Source organism: Knoellia koreensis, assembly GCF_013041615.1.
GTDB lineage: Bacteria > Actinomycetota > Actinomycetes > Actinomycetales > Dermatophilaceae > Pedococcus > Pedococcus koreensis.
In genome coordinates this window covers 316,623-335,939 of the sequence record NZ_JABEPQ010000004.1, presented here as the reverse complement: position 1 = coordinate 335,939, position 19,317 = coordinate 316,623, and the positions used below count along the sequence as shown (strand labels likewise).

At 68.8% G+C, this 19,317-nt stretch carries 11 protein-coding genes; 6 read left to right on the top strand and 5 right to left on the bottom strand.

Features of this window, described 5'->3' with window-relative positions; translation table 11 throughout:
- The first annotated feature begins 137 nt into the window (after positions 1–137).
- From HJG52_RS17275 to HJG52_RS17255, 5 genes are all read left to right on the top strand, one after another.
- Positions 138–1,421 carry an ABC transporter substrate-binding protein gene (locus HJG52_RS17275; RefSeq protein WP_171244856.1) on the top strand — a complete coding sequence of 428 codons (1,284 nt, stop codon included), beginning with the start codon at positions 138–140 and terminating at the stop codon, positions 1,419–1,421.
- 133 nt (positions 1,422–1,554) lie between these two features.
- Positions 1,555–2,403: a carbohydrate ABC transporter permease gene (locus HJG52_RS17270; RefSeq protein WP_240978130.1), complete on the top strand. Its 849-nt coding sequence runs from the start codon at positions 1,555–1,557 to the stop codon at positions 2,401–2,403.
- Entirely contained in the window at positions 2,400–3,227 is an 828-nt protein-coding gene (locus HJG52_RS17265; protein WP_171244854.1) for a carbohydrate ABC transporter permease, read from the top strand. The genes HJG52_RS17270 and HJG52_RS17265 overlap by 4 nt, the downstream gene beginning before the upstream one ends.
- A gap of 6 nt (positions 3,228–3,233) precedes the next feature.
- Complete coding sequence (locus HJG52_RS17260; RefSeq protein WP_171244853.1) at positions 3,234–4,613, top strand: alpha-amylase family glycosyl hydrolase; 1,380 nt, start codon at positions 3,234–3,236, stop codon at positions 4,611–4,613.
- Entirely contained in the window at positions 4,567–5,685 is a 1,119-nt protein-coding gene (locus tag HJG52_RS17255; protein ID WP_171244852.1) for a LacI family DNA-binding transcriptional regulator, read from the top strand. The genes HJG52_RS17260 and HJG52_RS17255 overlap by 47 nt, the downstream gene beginning before the upstream one ends.
- Before the next feature lie 38 nt (positions 5,686–5,723).
- Here the strand turns inward: HJG52_RS17255 and mobF are convergent, their stop codons facing one another.
- The gene (gene mobF, locus HJG52_RS17250; RefSeq protein WP_171244851.1) at positions 5,724–11,372 is read right to left on the bottom strand and encodes a MobF family relaxase; all 5,649 of its coding nucleotides are present in this window, start codon (positions 11,370–11,372) and stop codon (positions 5,724–5,726) included.
- 196 nt (positions 11,373–11,568) lie between these two features.
- Between mobF and HJG52_RS17245 the strand changes: the two genes are divergently transcribed.
- On the top strand, positions 11,569–11,910 hold the full coding sequence (locus HJG52_RS17245; RefSeq protein WP_171244850.1) for a hypothetical protein: 342 nt from the start codon (positions 11,569–11,571) through the stop codon (positions 11,908–11,910).
- A gap of 24 nt (positions 11,911–11,934) precedes the next feature.
- Here HJG52_RS17245 and HJG52_RS17240 read toward each other — a convergent pair whose 3' ends face one another.
- Genes HJG52_RS17240 through HJG52_RS17225 form a run of 4 tightly spaced genes read right to left on the bottom strand, consistent with a single transcriptional unit; the run spans position 11,935 to position 19,247 of the window.
- Positions 11,935–13,038: a restriction endonuclease gene (locus HJG52_RS17240; RefSeq protein WP_240978129.1), complete on the bottom strand. Its 1,104-nt coding sequence runs from the start codon at positions 13,036–13,038 to the stop codon at positions 11,935–11,937.
- Positions 13,035–16,052: a type I restriction endonuclease subunit R gene (locus HJG52_RS17235; RefSeq protein ID WP_171244849.1), complete on the bottom strand. Its 3,018-nt coding sequence runs from the start codon at positions 16,050–16,052 to the stop codon at positions 13,035–13,037. The genes HJG52_RS17240 and HJG52_RS17235 overlap by 4 nt, the downstream gene beginning before the upstream one ends.
- 7 nt (positions 16,053–16,059) lie before the next feature.
- Positions 16,060–17,250 (bottom strand): restriction endonuclease subunit S, encoded by a 1,191-nt coding sequence (locus HJG52_RS17230; RefSeq protein ID WP_171244848.1) that lies wholly within the window; start codon positions 17,248–17,250, stop codon positions 16,060–16,062.
- Positions 17,247–19,247 (bottom strand): type I restriction-modification system subunit M, encoded by a 2,001-nt coding sequence (locus HJG52_RS17225; protein WP_171244847.1) that lies wholly within the window; start codon positions 19,245–19,247, stop codon positions 17,247–17,249. Before HJG52_RS17225 ends, HJG52_RS17230 begins: the two co-directional genes overlap by 4 nt.
- Positions 19,248–19,317 lie beyond the last annotated feature (70 nt).

Sequence of the window (19,317 nt, the reverse complement as noted above, 5' to 3'; positions counted from 1 at the left end):
GTGCCTCCTGGGTGACGGATCGTGTCGCCTTGGCGGCCCGGGCAACGAAATGCCCACTCACAGGGTCTTGACAGGCCGCTCCACGTGGTCAAGAGTCTCGGTTAGTAAACCGAGTTACTAACCAAGGAGGTCCCCGCATGACAAGGAAGTCTGTACGGGTAGCGGTCGCCGCGGCGGGCGCTCTCGGAGTGATGCTCGCGGCTGGGTGCAGCGGCGGTTCTGCCCCCGCTTCCGGGTCTGCCGGAGATGGCAAGGCCGAGCTGACCATCTGGCACTACTGGGACGGCAACAACGGTGACACGTTCGCCTCCATGGCCAAGGACTTCGAGGGCTCGCACCCGACCACGACGCTGAAGCTGGTCAACGTTCCCGGGTCGGATCTGCTGACCAAGCTGCAGGCTGCGGCCCAGTCACGCACCCTTCCCGACATCGTCATCGGCGACCTGGTGACCGTGCCGCGCATGGCCAAGACCGGGCAGGCCGTCGACCTCAAGCCCCTGGTCGGCGAGAACACGTGGTCCGACATCTACCCCGAGATGCTGAAGTTCGGCGACCAGGGCGGAAAGCAGATCTCCATCCCCGTCTCCTCCAACACGCTGGCGTGGATGTTCAACAAGACAGACTTCACCAAGGCCGGCCTGGACCCGGCCAACCCGCCCCAGACATGGGACGAGCTCAAGGCGGCCTCGGCCAAGATCCGAAAGGCGACGGGCAAGCCCGGCTTCGAGCTCTTCACGACGCCCGGCACCGACGGCGAAGGCGTGACCTGGAACTTCCAGGTGTCCCTGTGGCAGGCCGGCGGCGAGTTCCTCAACGGGGACAACTCCAAGGCCGCGTTCAACTCGGAGGCAGGGAAGAAGGCCCTCCAGTTCTGGGTCGACCTGGTCAAGGCGAAGGACAGCCCGCTGGCTCCTTGGGGCGAGTTCGAGAAGGGCAAGGCCGCCTCGGCCCAAGAGGGCTCGTGGATGGCTGGTATCTGGAAGCCGAAGCCGCCGTTCGACTTCGGCGTGGCACAGATCCCCCACCCGGCAGACGGGCAGCCCGCCACCAACATGGGTGGCGAGCAGGCGGTCGTGTTCACGCAGGACAAGGCAGAGCAGAAGGCCGCCGGCGAGTTCCTGACCTGGTTCGTCGATCCGGCCCAGAACACCTCCTGGAGCGAGAAGACCGGATTCCTGCCTGTCCGCAAGTCAGTCGCCGAGTCGGCCGAGTACAAGGACTTCGTCAAGAACACCCTTCCCGAGCTGCAGCCGTTCGTCGACGCCCTCCCGACGGCGAAGGCCCGTCCGGCAACCCCGCTCTACCCGCAGGTCTCCCTCGCCTTCGCCAAGCAGGTAGAGGAGGCCCTGCATGGCAAGGCTGTTGACCAGGCACTGGCGGACGCGGAGACCCAGGTCAACGCGATCCTCAGCGGCAAGTGAGACGGTCGTGATGGGCGTGCGTGACCGAACGGCCGAGGTTGGCCGCAGGCTAGGCACGCCCATCACGCACCCGGCCGTGCAACGAGCCGGGACCGCCCCCCTCCGCGCCCGCCGGAGCTATCGCCGTGGCGACTTGATCACCGCGGCCTTGTGCCTGGCCCCGGCACTGCTGGTCATCGGGCTGTTCGTGGTGTACCCATTGGTGGCCACGGGACTGCTGTCACTGACAAGCTGGGACGGCATCAGCCCGGACCGGCCCTTCGTGGGACTGGACAACTACGGCAAGCTCATCGCGGATCCGGCCTTCCGCAACTCGATGGTCGTCACGGTCCTTTACGGGCTCGGAGTCAGCGCCCTCAGCGTCATCACGGGAGTGGGCGCGGCAGCACTGCTCAACAGCGCCTTCCGGGGCCGCGCCGTCTACCGCACCGCGTTCTTCCTACCTGTCGTCACTTCCTCGATCGCCGCAGCCGCGGTCTGGCGCTACCTCTTCGATGTCAGCGGTCCGGTCAACTCCGCCCTCCAACGGGTCGGGCTGGGCGAAACCAACTGGCTCGGTGATCCGCACCTGGCCCTGGTGAGCCTGACCTTGCTGACGGTCTGGAAGCAGCTCGGCCTGAACACGGTTCTCTACCTCACGGCCATGCAGGCCCTCCCCGCCCAGGTGTACGAGGCGGCGGCCCTCGACGGCGCCGGGCCGTGGCAGCGGATGAGGCACATCACGCTTCCCCTGCTTGCACCGATGACCTTCTTCGTCGTCGTCCAAGCACTCGTCGTGACGTTCCAGTCCTTCGATCTGGTCTACCAGCTCACCGCGGGCGGCCCGATGGGCGGCACCGAGGTCGTCGGATTCCTCGTCTACCGGACGGCGTTCGTCACCGGGCAGTTCGGTTACGGAGCCACCATCGCCTATGCCGGCTTCGCGCTGGTCTTCGCGCTGACTTGGATCCAGTGGCGCCTGGGTGGGAAGGACCAGACATGAGCAGGCCGTATGCCGCCGCACGCGCTCTTGGCCGTCACCTGCTCCTGCTCGGCCTCTCCGTCCTGATCGTGGCGCCATTCGCATGGATGATCACCACCAGCCTCAAGTCCTTCGACAAGGTGCACCAGCCGCCCTATCTGGTCCCGGAGCAGTTCGAGTGGTCCAACTACCCGCAGGCCTTGGCCGCGGCCCCCTTCGCCGGCTACTACCTGAACTCGGTGGTCATGGCGGCGGGCATCGTGGCCGGCCACCTGCTGCTCGACACGCTGGCCGCCTACGCGCTTGCCCGCCTGCGGTTCCCGGGTCGGAACGCGATCTTCCTGGGGCTGGTCGCTACCATGCTGGTACCGACGTTCCTTACGGTGCTGCCCGCGTTCGACCTGGTCATCCGCTTCGGCTGGTTCAACAGCTACACCGCGCTCATCGTGCCCCGGCTCGCGGACGTCTTCGGGATCGTCGTGATCCGCGGGTACCTGCTATCTCTTCCCATGGAGCTCGACGAGGCGGCCAGGATCGATGGGGCCAACCGGATGCAGATCCTGTTCCGGATCCTCCTGCCCTTGAGCAAGCCGGCACTGGTCAGCGTCGCCGTCTTCTCGTTCCTCTTCGCCTGGAACGACTTCCTCTGGCCGCTGCTGGTCACCAGCGACGACCAGTACCGGACGATCCAGCTGGGCCTGGCCGCCTTCACCAGCAAGTACGGGCCGTATCCGCACTACCTGATGGCTGGCACCGTCATCGCGGCCGTGCCCGCCATCGCCATCTTCATGTACCTGCAGCGCAGCCTGGTGCGCGGCCTCGCCGCCACCGCAGTCAAGGAGTGAAACCTCGTGAACGACAGCCTCAACAGGCGTGGACCCGACTGGGTACGTGACGCGATCTTCTACCAGATCTTCCCGGAGCGGTTCGACAACGCGGACCCCGCGACCGACCCTCCCGGCGTCGAGCCGTGGGGAACGCCACCCACCCGCGACAACCTCATGGGCGGGGACCTGCCCGGGATCACCCGACGGCTGGAACACCTCCGAGCGCTCGGGGCCAACGCCCTGTACCTGACCCCGGTCTTCAGCGCCACGACGAACCATCGCTACGACGCCACCGACTACTACACGATCGACCCGCGACTGGGCGGCGACACCGCCTTCGCGACATTCCTCGACTCGGCCCACGACATGGGGCTCCGCGTTCTGCTCGACGCCGTGTTCCATCACTGCGGCTACGACCACCCCTTCTTCCAGGACGTCATCGCCCGCGGCGACCAGTCGGAGTACGTCAACTGGTTCTCGGTGGCCCAGTTCCCCGTCACCGCGCACCCGCAGCCGAACTACCTCACCTGCTCGGGCTGCTGGTACCTGCCCAAGCTCAACGTGCACAACCCCCACGTGCGCGACCACCTCTTCGGCGCTGCGCAGAAATGGATGAACGCCGGAATCGACGGCTGGCGCCTCGACGTGCCCTACATGCTCGAGAACCCACGATTCTGGGCACAGTTCCGCGCCGTGGTCAAGGGGCACGACCCGGAGCAGTACATCGTCGCCGAGGTCTGGGAGAAGGCCACCGACTGGACCACCGGAGCCACGTCCGATGCGGCCATGAACTACCGCCTGCGTGACGCCATCTTGAACTTCGTCTCGGAGTGGAGAGGCGGCGGTGAGTCGTTCGCCGCCGAGCTCGAAGAGATCGACAAGGAGATCCCGCCCGACGCGAAGGGACTCATGATGAACCTGCTCGGCAGCCACGACACCGAACGCGTCCTGACCCACTGCGGCGGCGACGTCGAGGCCACGAAGCTCGCCTTCGCGCTGCTGTTCACCGCAGAGGGAGCCCCCATGGTCTATTACGGCGACGAGATCGGCATGACCGGGTTCAACGACCCGGACTGTCGTGGCGCCATGATCTGGGACGAGGCCCGGTGGAACCATGAACTGCTCGCCTGGGTGCGTCAACTCGCGCACTTGAGGCAGGCGCACGTCGCCCTCCGCCGCGGCAGCGAGCGCACCATCCAAGCCACCGAGAACACCATCGTCCGAGCCCGCGTCCACCCCGAGGAGGAACTGCTCATCCTGGCAAACCGAGCCCGGGCTGGCGTGCATGTTGCGGTCGCAGGTTTCGCTGGCCGCCTCGGGACCGATCTGCTCACCGGACAACAGGTCAGGTGCGACGATGTCGCTGTGCCAGGGATGGGGGTTTCCATTGTCAAGCTTGAGTGACGGCGCGCGAAGAGCTACGGCCAAGGACGTCGCCAAGGCCGCAGGCGTGTCGCGAACGTCCGTGTCCTTCGCCTTCAACGACCCCGCGCGCCTCGGCGACGCCACACGTCAACGCATTCTGAAGGCGGCCGAAGAACTAGGTTACCGGCCGGACCCTGTCGCAAGAATGCTCGTGCACGGCCGCACGAATTCGCTGGGCATCCTTCTGCCACAGGACATTCCCCAAGCCATGGAGAACCCGTACTACACCCAGTTCATCATCGGTGTGGGCCAGGTGTGCCACCAGGAGGGCTACACGCTGCTTATCGTGCCCCCTCTGCGCAACTCCATGCTCGAGGCCATTCCCTACGCGGCCGTCGACGGCTTCATCGTCTCTGGGCTCGAGAGGGACCGCGGCGAAGTGGCGGAGCTCGAGCGACGCGGCATCCCCTACGTCCTCGTCGACAGCGACGGCGACCACACCTCGCCCAGCGTCGAGGTCGATGACACGGCCGGCGCGGCGGCGATGATGACCCACCTGCTCGACTTGGGCCACCGGCGCATCGCCATCCTTGCGTTCGAGTCCGGTCCGGAGAGCGGAGACGGGGAGTATCGAGGGCCGCTGCGACGACGCATCGCCGGCATCGACCAGGCACTCGCCGCCGTCGGGCTCAGCCGCGACAACGACGTGACCCTGACGGAGGTGCCATGCACCAGGGCTGAGGGCTACAAGGCGGGACTCGAGCTGCTTCGGAGGACCAACCGTCCGACCGCAGTCTTCGCCCTCTCAGACATCCTCGCAGCAGGCGTCCTCGACGCGGCCTACGAACTGGGTGTGGCCGTCCCGGCTGAGGTGTCCGTCGCAGGCTTCGACGACCAGCCCGAGGCCATGTGGGTCCGTCCCCGACTGAGCACGGTCCGCCAGCCAACCGAAGCCAAGGGGCGCGTCGCCGCGGACTTCTTGGTCTCGACCATCCACGGCAACGCACGCCACCCGCACCAGAAGCTGCACACCGCTGTGATCGTTCGCGAGTCCACCGCTCCGCCGCCGCGGTCTGCGGAACCATCCCCCGAAGCCATCGCCATGGCCTGATTTCGCTTCACGCACGACTCGATCCACCCTCTCGAGCCTCAGCGTCGCGGTGCCGCGGGGGCCTGGGCGTCCGCCCCGTAGACAACCGGGCGGGGCCGCAGTGCCTCTTCGGCGGGGCTCTCCCGCGGCGTCCGTCGTTGCGTATGCCGCTGGGCTGGCTCCCCGGGTCCCTGTCCCATCCGGGTCCGGACCTCGTGCAGGCCGGCCAGCTGCTGCTGCGCGACCGGGCGGGGGTCGGCGTTCCACGCCCGGGCGGCGGCGAGCAGAGCCCGCCGGACCTCGCTCGGAGGGGCGCCGGTCGCCGCGGCGATGTCGCCCATCGCCGGCTCCCACACGGCACCCGGTCGTGCCGCGACGATCGCCGCGGCCGCGTCGACGGCCTGCTGCCCGGGCAGGTTCGCGAGCCGCTCGTGGACGAGGACGTGGCCGAGCGGCTGCGGCATCCGCAGCAGCGCGGACAGGCCTGCCGGGCCCTCCGCTGCGAGCAGCTGCGCCGGATCGGTTCCGTCGTCGAGGCGCACCGTCAGCAGCTCCGTCCCGTGCTGGGCGAGCAGCCAGTAGGCCCGCTCGGCCGCCATCCAGCCGGCCAGATCACCGTCGGTCGCGACGACCGGCCCGGTGCCCGCTGCGCTGCTCAGGCCGGCCAGCTGCCTGGCCTGCGCCTCGGTCAGGGCGGTGCCGAGCGGTGCGACCCCGACGTGGCTGCCGCCGGTGGCGAGGGTGACCGCGATGGCGTCCATCGGGCCCTCGACGAGCACCGGCACCGCCCCCGCATCGCGGAGCCGGGGCAGGACCCCGAAGAGCTGCGCACCCTTGTGGAACAGGGGCGTGTCGGCCGTGTTGAGGTACTTCGGGCCCGCGTTGTCGGCGTCGGTCAGGCGGGGGTGGCGCCGGCCGACGAAGCCGAGCACCTGCCCGCGGTCGATGATCGGGAGCACGGCCCGGTCGCGGAACCGGTCGATCAGCCGCCCGGTCCGGGCGAGCGTGGCCACACCGGTGAGGGTCATCTCCTCGTCGGTGACCCCGAGGGAACGCAGGTGCTCGACGAGGCCGGTCCACCCGGCGGGGGCGTAGCCGGGCCGGTAGTCGCTCCCGAAGCCGGAGTGCCCGGCCAGGTCCTGGTGGAAGCGCGCGGTCAGGTAGTCACGGGCCCAGCTGCGCTCGAACCGCGTCTGGAAGAACGCGAGGCTCAGCTCGTTGACCTCGACCATCCGCTCGTGGGGGACGGGGCAGTGGTCCCACTCGTGAGCCCGCTCGAGCAGGTGCTGGATCTCGGCCTCGGACGGGTCGAGCGGTCCCATCGTGTCGCGCACCAGCGCCGCGAGCTGCAGCTGCGCCTCCACCGCCTCCACTGCCAGCGGCGGCGAGCCGTCCTCGGCCAGCGGTTCCTGTCCTGCGTCGCGGCCGGTGAGGTAGTCCTCCCACTCCGCGGCCGTCGGCGCGTCGGCGGGCGGTTCGACGTCGACGAGCAGGTCCTCCGGTGGGATCCCCTCGTCGTCGCTCTGGTCCTGGTGCTCGGGGCTGGTCGGTTCGGCCAGGACGGAGATGCGCCAGACCATGGCGTGGCACTCGTCGACGTCGACGCCGTCCAGGTGGCGTCCGGCGGTGTCGAGCAGGTCGTCGATCCGGTTGCCGCGAGCCAGGGCGTGGTCGACGGCCGTGACGAGGGCCGGCCACCATGCGCTGGTCTGGATGGCGGCGGCGCGGTCGGCTCCGACGCGAGCGGTGAGCCGGTCGACCCAGGGCGTGCTCAGCCCGCCAGAGGGGTCAGTGGTGGTGGCGACTGCGGGCTCGACGTGGTGGCTGATCCGCCACCACAGCGCGGCCGCGGCATGGTCGTCCGGCAGCGGCCCCTGCGCCGCCGCTGTCCTCACCAGGCCGCCGGCGTTGACGCCGGCGCGGGACAGCGCGGCGAGCCGTTCGGCGAGGATCGCGGCGAACTCGTCGCCTGTCACTGCGGGCGCGACCCGCCGCAGGAGGGGTGCCCACTCGTCCATGGCGGGCGCGTGTCCGGCCGCCAGGTGCGCGTCGAGGTCGCGCTGCCAGAGCGCCGCGGCCTTCGCGAGCTGCCGCGGCCCAGTCGGCCGGCGGTCCGCCTCGGGGACCTGCATCGCAGCCCGCCACACGTCAACCTCCGCCACCAAGGCGGCGTCGACGCGCCGTCCCAGCGCGGTCGCCCACGCCGGCGTCTCACCGTGGCTGGCCGCGGCCCGGACCTGCGCGGCGAGGTCGCCGACGAGCCCGGCGCGGCGCGTGAGGTACTCGCCCCACACCGGATCCGCCGCCAGCCGAGCGGGGACAGCCGGGACCCAGGGCAGCGGCGCCAGTCCTGTCATCGGGCCCGCGTTGCGCAGCCCGGAGTCGTCCAGGCGCCAGTCGAGCACGGCCGCCCGGTCGCCCGCGGTGTCGAGCTCGCGGCCCTCGGCCGCGGCCCGCAGCGCCCCGCCCGGGTCCGTCCCGGACGCGGCCAACAGCAGCAGGTGCGCGCGCAGCGTCGGCCACGCCGCCTCCTCGCGCACCCCGGGAACCAGGGCGTCCGCGGTCGACTCGAGCGACGCGACGGCCTCGGGTCCGAGCGTGTCCTCGGCGGCGGCATACAGCGCGTCGACGTACCGGCAGGTGGCCTGTCCGAGCAGCACGGCGGGGTCGGCGGCCTCGCGCAGCAGGGTGCTGGCGGAGGTGGGGGAGTCGTCACGGGCGAGGACGGTCTCGAGCAGGTCGGTCGGGGTCGGCGGGCTGATGGTCTCGGGGCGGATGACGGTGTGCGGGTCGCCGTCGCCGACGACCTGCAGGTAGACGTGGTTGGCGTGCCGGCCGCGGGTGAGCATCGTGTAGAGCTGCTGCCGGGACTCGGCGCCGGTGGCCAGGCCGTGCATGACGTCGGCGGACACGCCCTGTGCGCCGTGGACCGTGGTCGCGTAGCCGAGCTCGGTCGAGGCGGTCACGTACGGTGCGGGCAGCGTGACGAGCCGCCCGTTACGGGTGTGCTGCACCGACAGCCCGCCGTCCGCGCCGACCGCGCGGACGGCCCACCGGTCGCCGTTCTTGACCCAGTCGGTGGCCGAGATCCGCAGCCGCCGGTCGTTGGAGCGGGTGATGATCAGGTCCCCGACCGAGGCCTCGTTCCCGTCCGCCAGACGCGCCGCCCGGTTTTCATGGATGGTGTCGCGTATGCCCCTGGCCTCGCTCTCGTGGCCCCGCCCGCCGGGCGCCCGAACTGGACCGGGTCGTTGTGCGGGGCTGGCTTCCTGGGTGAGGCGGTGGGCGCGGGCGCGCTGGTTCAGCCCGGCGACGAGCTCACGGGTGGGGGCCAGCATGATCGCGTCGTGACCGGCGGCGCGGTCGTTCTGCCAGGCGGTGAACACGTCCTCGGTCATCGTCGCGAGGTCGCCGACGTGGACGCGGCCGTGGTCGAGGTAGAACCCGAGCGCCTCCGGTCGCCCGTCGCGCAGCGCGAGGGAGGCGGCGCCCTCGGCGGGGTCGGCGAACCGCATCAGCTCGGTCAGCCGGGCCGCGCCGTGGCTCGCTTCGATGTCGCGCAGCACCCCGCCGGCGCCGATCGCGGCGAGCTGCTGGTCATCGCCGATCAGGCGGACGCTGCCGCCGCGGCCGACGACGAACGCGACCGCCGCGTCCAGGGAGAGGGTGTCGGCCATGCCGGCCTCGTCGATGACGACCAGCGTCCGCGGGCCGATCCGGGCGGCCCAGTCGGGCAGGTCGTCGTGCTCGATGGACCAGACGAGCTTCGCGAGGGTGTCCGTGCTGGCACCGGTGTGCTCACGCAGCGCCGCGGCCGCGGCCGCCGACGGCGCCAGCCCGATGACCTCGCCGCCGGCGTCGGACCACGCCCCGGCGAGGACCCGCATCGCGGTGGTCTTCCCAGCCCCGGCGGGCGCGATCGCCAGCTGCAGCCGCGCGCCGGAGGCCGCCATCGAGCGCACCAGCGCCGCCTGCCCGGCGTTGAGAGCCGTGCCGTTCGCGGTCGCCTCGAGCAGCGCCAGGTCCACGCTCGCCGGCCCGGCCGTATACCCGTCCGCGAGCCCGGCCGTGGCGACCAGCCGCTGCTCGGCGGCCAGCACCCGCGCCGAGGTGTACTGGTCGGCGCCGGCCACCGTGTACACGCTCGACCCGTCGCGACGCCGCAAGACAGGTGGCTCGACGAGGCCGTCATCAGGGCGGGCGAGGGACACCGAGCCCCCGGTCAGGGCCTGCTTCACGACCCGGTCCACGGCCTGCTCCGACTCACCCGCGGCCAGGCCGGCGGCGCGGACCCGGCGCTGCGCCTCCGCCCGAACGTGCCACACCTGCCACGTCGCCCGCCGGGACTCGACGGCCTTCACGACCTGCTCCGCCGTGCCCTGGATCCACGCGTCGTCCACCCGCACGGCGCGCTCGGGCTCGCGGGACAGGGCACCGAGGGCCATGACGTCGACCGCGTCGGCGCCACCGAGGACCTCGATAGCCTGCGCCCGCCACGCCTGCCGCTGCTCCGTGAGGCTGCGCGGCTCGTGCTTCGCCTCACGCGTCTCGAGGGTGGCCTGCTGCGCCAACTGGATCGACTCGACCGGCGTCGGCGGCCGCCCGTGGGTGGCCTGGAAGTCGGCCGCGAGCTCGCTGCGGCGAGCCTCGATGCTCACCCTTCGGGAGGACCACCGCTCGTTCAGCCGCGGGTCGACACCGACCACCTCGCGGACCGGCCGCTTCCGCGCATCCTCGTTCGGGCGCTCGGCGAACGTCACGCCGAGGTCGGCGCGCAGGTGCTGCTCAAGGGCGGTGTTGTACGTCTCCGACGCGGCCACGGTCGCCTTGAACAGCACCCGACCGTCGATGCTCAGCCACCGCCCGTCGAGGGTCTGCACCTTGTTCGCGACCGCGACGTGCGTGTGCAGGTCGGGGTCGCCGGCGCGGGAGTCACGGTGCGTGAACGCCGTCGCCACCAAGCCTTGGACGTCGACCTGACGGACCCCGTTCGTGCCGGTCCGGGTGAACAGGGCGTGCTCCTCGATGAAGGTCAGGGCGTCCTTGACCGCGGCCTGATGGGCCCGCTCGATCCGCGCGGCGACGTCGGGGGAGGCGATCGCCCACAGCGTGCTGACGGACTTCACCGGGGAGAAGGTCAGGTCGTAGCCGGCCACCGCGTTCGTCCGCGGCCGGGAGTGCTTCGCGATCGTCGCGGCGACCTCCCGGGCGTCCTCGGGGTCCCGGCCGTGATCGGCGCGGAAGAGCTCGGTGGCGAACTCGGTGCGGACCCGAGCCCGCTCCTCGAGGGCGACAGGCGAGTCCTGCGGGAGGCCGGCTTCTGTGTTCAAGGCGGCGATCCGCTTGGCGACCTCGAGCCGGAACGCGCTGACGTCCCCGGCGTAGACCTTGTACGGCTGGCCCAGTCGGGTGACCGCCTGCACCTGCTCGTCGGTCGCGTCCCCGGCCAGCCGGGCGCGGCGCTCGTGCGCCAACGGGTGGTGGCCAGACCCGAACAGCGCCTGCACCTGCTCCGCCGTGACGAGATCCCCGGCGGCCAGCCCCTCGATCCCGGCCAGGCCGGAGCCCACCCACACCCCCGGCGATTCGCCCTTGGCCGTGTAGTAGCTCGCCAACCCCGTGTGACCCCGCTCGGTCGCATCCAGGGCAGCCACCTGCCGGGTCAGGTAGTCATACCCCGACCCCGCGGTCAGCTTGTGGATCGACATCGTCACACCCGCCCTAAGGGGCCCGCAGCCTCGCTGCGGTCACCGAAGCGGACCTGAATCCGACCATGCAAGAGGTGTGTGGCGCATGAGGTCGGTCGGTTCGCGGCGGGGTACGCAGACGCGGGTCTCTCGCGATGACCGTGTGGGGGCGGCGTCAGCCTTCGGGAGGGGGAGAAGCCTCGAAAGGAGATCCGAAATGGGACAGCAATCAGCGCGGCAGGCGGCACGTCGAGCAGCTCTCGATGCTCAAGCCCAGCGCAGGCGGCAACGGGCCGAGCGGGACAAGCGAATCGAAGCCCTCGCCGTCGACGTCCTCACCGCCCTCGAGGAGCGCAAGGCCGCCATCGCCGACTGCGAAAGGCGCGCCGGCCTTGCACTGCAGCAGCTCACCGAGGACGAGGGCCTCTCGGTCAGCCACATCGCCGACTGGTGCGGTGGGGAACTGACCAGCCGTGAGGTGAAGCGGCTGATCGGTCAGCTGAGGGCTGATGTCCGGGAGGCGAGCGATCCTGACCCTGCCGTCGAGAACCCGACGTAGGTGGTGAGCGTGCTCGACTCAGGCTCAGCCGGCCTCCGGGTCGCGCTCGACGACGAGGACCCGACGCAGGGGCATGCGACTCCGCCAGCGCGAGGGGAGTGCGTCGTAGTGCTCCAGGGTGAGGCTGGTGAGGTCCGCACCAGAGAACAGGCGCAGGTTCTGCCGTTCCCGCTCGAGGGCGATGGCGTCCGCGCTGAACGCACCCAGCGTGACGTAGAGCCCGGCCTCGTTCTGCGAGAGCGTACCGATGAGCTGCTGCACGTCCGGACGTCCTCGAGTCCCGGTGGTGTGCTTGCACTGCACCTTGATGATGGGCGGCTCGATCCCCAAAGGATCCGTGTGTGCGATCACGTCGATGCCGCCGTCCTGGGAGTACGGGGTGACGCGGGCCTGGTATCCCATGGCCCGTAGCAGGTCTGCGGTGAACTCCTCGAACTCACGATCCGAGAGGTCGGTCAAGAGAACGCGCGCGATGAAGTCCCTCGTGTGCTGATCGATCCGCTCGGCGTTCGGCTCGTCGGCGACCGCGTCATCAGTCGTCGCGTGGGTGGTCGCGTTTGGCTGTTTCTGGCTCTCGGCCTCGAAGGTCTCGTCGGTCGCCGCATCCAAGTAGTTGCGGAACACCGTGTCGTGCTTACGCACTTGGAAGAGGGTGACCGCCGATCCGATCTCGTACAGGGCGGCCTGCGGGAACAGGCTCCGCGCCACTCCCGTCTTTAACCATTTGACGCGTCGACGATGCGGATGCCTGGGCGCGTTCGGGTGGTGCTCGTACGGGCCGGAGACAACACCGAAGTTGAGCGTGCTGTCTGCTTTGTAGGGCGCGACAACCAGATCACCCTCGGCCATCTCGAAGGCGAACCTGCGCAGCACGCCAGCCCAAACCGGGATGGCTGCGGGTTTCGCTGCCGGGTACGTGGCGTGCACCGCAGCCTTCATCCGCGCCATCTCGTCGCCGATGGACCTCAGGTCAGGCATCTCCTCCCAGCCGATGGAGATGAAGCCCTCGTCCACGAGCTCCGAACCCAGCGCATCGTTGTGGATGCCCCACATTCTCTTCATCCCTTGGTCCCTTCGATCACCTTTACGGACGCGTTCGAGATCTCTCGACAGCGGTGACAGGCTCATGTTGCGACTTCTTGCCGGAACTCGTCGTAGGTGCCGGCAAGGTAACGGACGAGAGAGGCCTGGAAGTCGGGGTTGGCGAAGAAGAGGTCGAACAAGACGCCGTTCTTGTCGTGTCGGTCGATGAGCAGGTCCTTGACCTTCTGCTCGAGGACCATTTCGAACTGGCCGCGGTCGTTGTTCAGGGCGACCTCGCGCATCTCGTCGTCCTCCTTAACGACGACCCACTGCTGGTCAACCCAGACCTTGTCGGCCTCGCCGAGGTCCGCGCCGTACTTGTCGTTCATCGCCGATATGAGCGCCGAGAGCTTGTCCATGATGGGTTCGGCTTTGGGCCCCTTGCCTTCACCTGGCAGTGCCGAGCCGGGCTCATCGGCACCCGCGAGGGTGATGGCCTCGTCGGAGGCGACCGCGATCCGCAGGTGGGTCAGCTGCACGGATTTGCTGAGCTGCGGCATCGGGTCGTTGTCGCCGGTGGGAAGCTCGAGCAGCAGCAGCCGTCCGTAGAGGAAGAGCCGCTCGAGGTCGGCGTCGGCCCACGGCATGACTTGGGCGACGAACGCATACGCTCGGCAGAAGTGCTCCAACGTCTTCCGGAAGGACTCCGCCGCGTCCTCGTCGAGGGCTGCGAACCGTCCGACCGCGGGGTCGAGGTTGGCGTAGATGACCGACTGCTGCGCCGGATCCTCCGACAGCAGTGCACCGACGGCGGCGTCCATCTCCACCCGGGAGAGCACGCGGGCGGCCATGAGGTCGTGCTCCATCGTGTAGAGCACGTTCGGTTCGGTCGGCGTCGCGAACGACTCCTCGTAGAATGGCTCGAACGCCGCCTTGATCTCCTCGGCGGTGTTCGCGAAGTCCAGGACGAACGTGTCCTGCTTGCCCGGATGGGTGCGGTTGAGCCGCGACAGGGTTTGCACGGCGGCCACCCCGGAGAGCTTCTTGTCCACGTACATCGTGTGCAGCAGCGGCTCGTCGAACCCGGTCTGGTACTTCTCCGCCACCACGAGCACCTGGTAATCGTCGCCGTGGAACTGCTTGGGCAGTTGCGAGTCGGAGAAACCGTTGATCTGCGCCTCGGTCACTCCCGACGCATCGGGGGCGTCCGGGTCGACCACGGCCCCGGAGAACGCGACCAGCGTCCGCAGCGGACGCTCACCCTTGTCGTAGCCCTTCTTCGCGATGTACGCCGCCAACGCGGCGTGGGTGCGCACCGCGTGCAGCCGCGACCGGGTCACGACCATCGCCTTGGCGTGCCCGTCGATCTTCCCGGCGGTCTTATTCCGGAAGTGCTCGATGATCACCTCCGCCTTCGCCTCGAGGGCATAGGGGTGCAGCGACGCGAACCGCGCGAGCACTGCACGGCCCTTGCGCGACTCCATCTCCGGGTCGTTGCGCGGGTGGCTATTCGCGAGCTTGTAGTAGACGCCATACGTCGTGTACCCCGAGAGCACGTCGAGGATGAAACCCTCCGCGATCGCCTGGCGCATCGAGTACGTGTGGAACGGTCGCTTGCTCCCGTCCGGGCCGACCTGCCCGAACGTGTCGAGTGTCTTCGGCTTCGGTGTCGCCGTGAACGCGAAGAACGACAGATTCTTCTGCTTGCCCCGGTTCCGCGCACTGGCCAGCAGCGCCTCGTCAGCAGCATCCACCGACTCGTCGTATGCCGCTGACTCGGCTTCCTCGGCCGCCTCCAGCGCCGCTTCGCCCCCCTCGCCGGAACCGAGGACCTTCTTCAACTTGGCGACCGAGTCACCACTGGATGAGGAGTGCGCCTCGTCGACGATCACGGCGAACCGTCGCCCCACCACGCCCTTGGCCTCACCGGCCGCCGCGTCCTTGGCGGCGAGCTCGGCCACGACCGGGAACTTCTGCAGCGTGGTGATGATGACCCGCGCCGCGTGCCCCTCGAGCGCCGCCTTGAGTTGGTCGGACTTCTCGTCGATTCGCACGATCGTGCCGGGCGTGTGCTCCAGCCCGGAAACGGTGTCCTGCAGCTGCCGGTCGAGCACCTTTCGGTCGGTGATCACGACGACCTTGTCGAAGATCGGTGCGTCATCGGCGCCATGCAACCGCGACAGGGCGTGCGCCGTCCACGCGATCGTGTTCGACTTGCCCGACCCGGCCGAGTGCTGGATCAGTCGGTCCACCCCCGCTCCGTCGCGGCGGGTGGCCTCGAGGATCGAGCGCACCGCGTGCCACTGGTGGAACCGCGGGAACAGCACCCTCCCACCCTCGGAGTGGACGAACGACCCCAGCAGGTCCAGCCACGCGTCGTGCTGCCACACCTGCTCCCACAGGTACGCCGTCTGATAGCCATCGGCAGTCGGCGGGTTCCCCGCCGTCCCCGTGTTGCCCGCGCCGCCGCTGCCCTGGTCGAACGGCAGGAACACCGTGTCCTGCCCCGCCAGCCGGGTCGTCATCGCCACCCGGTGCGGGTCGACCGCGAAGTGCACGACCGTCCGAGCCCGGAAGATCAAGTCGTGCGGGTTCCGGTCCGTCCGGTACTGCCCCATCGCGTGCTCGATGTTCTGGTGCGTGAGCGGGTTCTTCAGCTCCGCCGTCGCCACCGGGATCCCGTTCACGACCAGGGCCACGTCAACCGAGTCCGCCGGGTTGGACTCCGAGTGATGCAGCTGCCGCACCACCCCGAGCCGGTTCGCCGCGTACCGCTCACCCTGCTCGACATTCAGCCCGCTCGCCGGCCTGAAGTAGCACAGCCGCAGACTGACGCCGGAGTCCTTCACCGGAGACCGCAGCACGCTGATCGTTCCCCGGTGGTCGAGCGCGTCGACGACGACCCTGAGGAACTTCTCCCGCGCCGTCGACTCGCCACCATGGCGCGTCACGAGCTGCTGCCACGCCTTCGGCTGCGACGCCTGCACGAAAGCGATGACCTCATCGCCCACGACCCCGGCCTTCCGGTCGTATGCCGCCGGGCTCAGTCGCTGCCAGCCGTGCCCCAGCAAGTGCGCCTCGATGTTCGACTCGAACGCCGACTCCTTCGTGATACTCATCCCCGAATCACCCCTGTATGCCACTACCCGCCGTCGTCACATCGATCTCACCAGTCACCGCCGCCGTAATCAACGACCGCTTGAACTCCTCAAACAGGTCGGCCATCCGGGCAACAGACCGACGCGCTGTCGACAGGCGCGCCTGAAGAGATCGGACTTCCTCAGCCAGTTGCAGTTGCGCCACGTGCGGGGGTACCGCTACTTGAATATCCGCCAGATCCGCCCAGTTGATTCGTGGTGTCCTCACGGTGCCCAGATCGATCGACCCGATGCCACGTAAGCGCTCGATCATCTGACCCACAAACCACGGTGAACGAAGCACGCATTCAAGCCATTCGGGGTCGACTTCAGCCGGGCGAAGTACCAAGTAGTCCGGGCTCACGACGCCAGATTCCCGAGCTATACCCACCGCGCCCTGAAAGGCTCGCATTCGATTCAGCACGATGTCGCTGGGCTGAACCCGCTTGTATTTCGAGAGGTCCTCCGCGCGTCCCGGGCGGTCGGAGACCTCGTCGCGCCGCGTCACGCCATGGTGGATGGAGACTGACAGCAGGGGCAAATCGTCTCCTCCGCGCATGTCAACGGGGGAGCAGATGTATCGCAAACGAGTGCCGCTTCCCGAGCCGAAGTCCTCCGAGCCGAGACGCGCCGGGTAGACAGAGGCCAATGCCTCACTTTGGCGGCGGCGGGCGGCGATGATCTGGTCGATGCGGGCGACGCGGTCGTCGAGGAAGTCCGCGATCCGCCGCTGCTCCTCCAAGGGCGCGTCGGCGACGCGGAAGTTCGCGACGAACTCCTGTGGAACTCGTTGAAGGCCCGCAACGCCCTGAAACGCGGTGACGCCTTCCTCTAGGAAATGCTTTGACCTGACTGCGTAGGTAACCCAGCGGGGGTCGACGCCGGGTCTGGGGCGCAGGATGTGCAGTTCGGTCGTTCCTGCTCCGACCGAGCGGGCCCTCATAGCCCTACCGGCCTGGAAGGTAGGGGTGACCTTGGGGCACACGGTGTCGCCAGCTTGGAATCGCGTATAGCCCGAGTCGACGGTGCTCTTTGGAACGCGCCGTGATTGGTCGGCGCGGTCGTCGCTCCACACGGTCTCGAGAGGTAGGAAGAGCACGTCCGCATCGGCGGGAAGCGCGTCAAACTCTGGGCTTGACGGGTTAACTTCGGCCAGGTGCCGCAGGGCGATCATCGTCACAGGCCCAGGCCGCTCATCCACTGCTGGATCTGGGCCTCCAGAGCTTTGATCTCGGTGGCGATCTCGTCGACGGGGCGTGGTGGCGTGTAGACGTAGAACTGGCGGGTGAAGGGGATCTCGAAGCCGACCTTGGTCTTGGTGTGGTCGATCCACGCGTCGGTTACGAAGGGCCGGATCTCGTTCTCCAAGTGGGCCTCTGCTGTCTCGACGAGCGCCTTCGCACGTTCCTCCTCGCCGAGGGCGAACCATCCCTCGGGGAGCGGGATGCTCTCCTGGTCGCGCAGGTCCGGGTCGGGTTCGACCTTCCCGCCGCGTCCCTTCACGGTGGGCGCCTCAGGGTCGGCGATGGCGCACGCCTTCAGGAGTTCTTTGATGACTGCCATGGGCACGCCCCCGCCCATGTTCTCGGTGAGCTCAGCGAGCAGGTCCTTCTCGGAGGCATACGTGCGCCCGACCCAGCCCCCATAGATGTGCCCAGGCGAGTCGACATACCCCCACTTCTCCCAAGCTTTTGAGGAAGCCAACGCCTCGAGGGCGGCAGCGGTGACTTCCCACCGGCGGCGCATGGGGCGTTCGACGGTGATCCGCTGGAAGCCGAACGTCTCGTTGGTGAGGACCTTCACACGCGGGTCGTCGGCAAACTCGCCCCGTGCCCCGCCGTAGAGATGCGCGATCGTCTCGATCGCGGCAGACGTGAGTTCTTTGCGTTTGTCGCCGAGGGACTTGCGCATCTTGGTCCCGAGCTCGCGCGCGTCGATGAGCTTGACGGTGCCGCGGTCCTCGTCGGCCTTGTCGTTGGTGAGGATCCACACGTAGGTGGAGATGCCGGTGTTGTAGAACATCTGGTCCGGCAGGGCGACGATGCCTTCGAGCCAGTCGTTCTCGAGGATCCACTGGCGGATCTGCGACTCCCCGGAGCCGGCCTGCCCTGAGAAAAGCGGCGACCCGGACAGCACGATCCCGACGCGGGAGCCGGTCGGCTTCATGTGCGAGAGCATGTGCTGCAGGAACAGGAACGAGCCGTCAGAGATGCGGGGCAGGCCGGCGCCGAAGCGGCCGTGGAAGCCCTGCTTGGAGGGCTCGTCCTTGATCGGCGCGGCGTAGGCCTTCCAGTCGACGCCGTAGGGCGGGTTGGCGAGGATGTAGTCGAACCGTTCGAGGGGGAAGGCGTCGCCCGTGAGGGTGTTGCCGTTGCGCATCCGCTCGGGCGCGGTGTCCTGCATCATCAGGTCGGACTGGGCGATCGCCCAGGTTTCGTCGTTGAGCTCTTGGCCGTAGACGTTGACGATCGCCGCCGGGTTGAGCGCCTTGATGTGGTGCAGCGCGGTCATGAGCATGCCGCCAGTGCCGGCGGCCGGGTCGTAGACGGTGCGCACCGGCTTCGGGTTGTCGGTGAGCTCCTGGGCGGTCTTGCCGGAGACGAGCAGGTTGACGATGAGGCGGATGACCTCGCGCGGGGTGTAGTGCTCACCGGCGGTCTCGTTGCTCATTTCGGAGAACTTCCGCAGCAGCTCCTCGAAGATGTAGCCCATCGCCTCGTTGCTCACCACCGACGGGCGCAGGTCGAGATCCGCGAAGTCGGCCACCACGGCATACAGGAGGCCGGCGCGGTCGAGGCGTTCGAGCTTCGGGTCGAAGTCGTAGGCCTCCATGACCGCGTACGCCTCGGGGGAGAGCTTGCGGATGTAGGAGCGGAGGTTGTCGGCCAGGGCCTTGTCGTCGCTGAGCAGCGTCGGGAACGTCAGCGGTGAGGTGTTGTAGAAGCGGTGACCGGCCTTCTTCTTCAGCAGGGCAGCCTGGCCCTCACCGATGTTCGTCATGCCCGCCGCGGCGTCGAGGACTGCCTGCTTCGTGGGGGCGAGGACCGCGTCCATGCGGCGCAGGACGAGCAGCGGCAGCATGACCGAGCCGTACTCGTGCTGCTTGAACGTGCCGCGCAGCTTGTCCGCGACCTTCCAGACGAAGGCGACCTTGTCCTCGAAGCCGATCGGTGTCATCAGTGGGGGTCTCCAGTCAGTTCGCCATGGGGGATTGAAGCCAACGTAGTGGACTCTCGATGGGACGCGA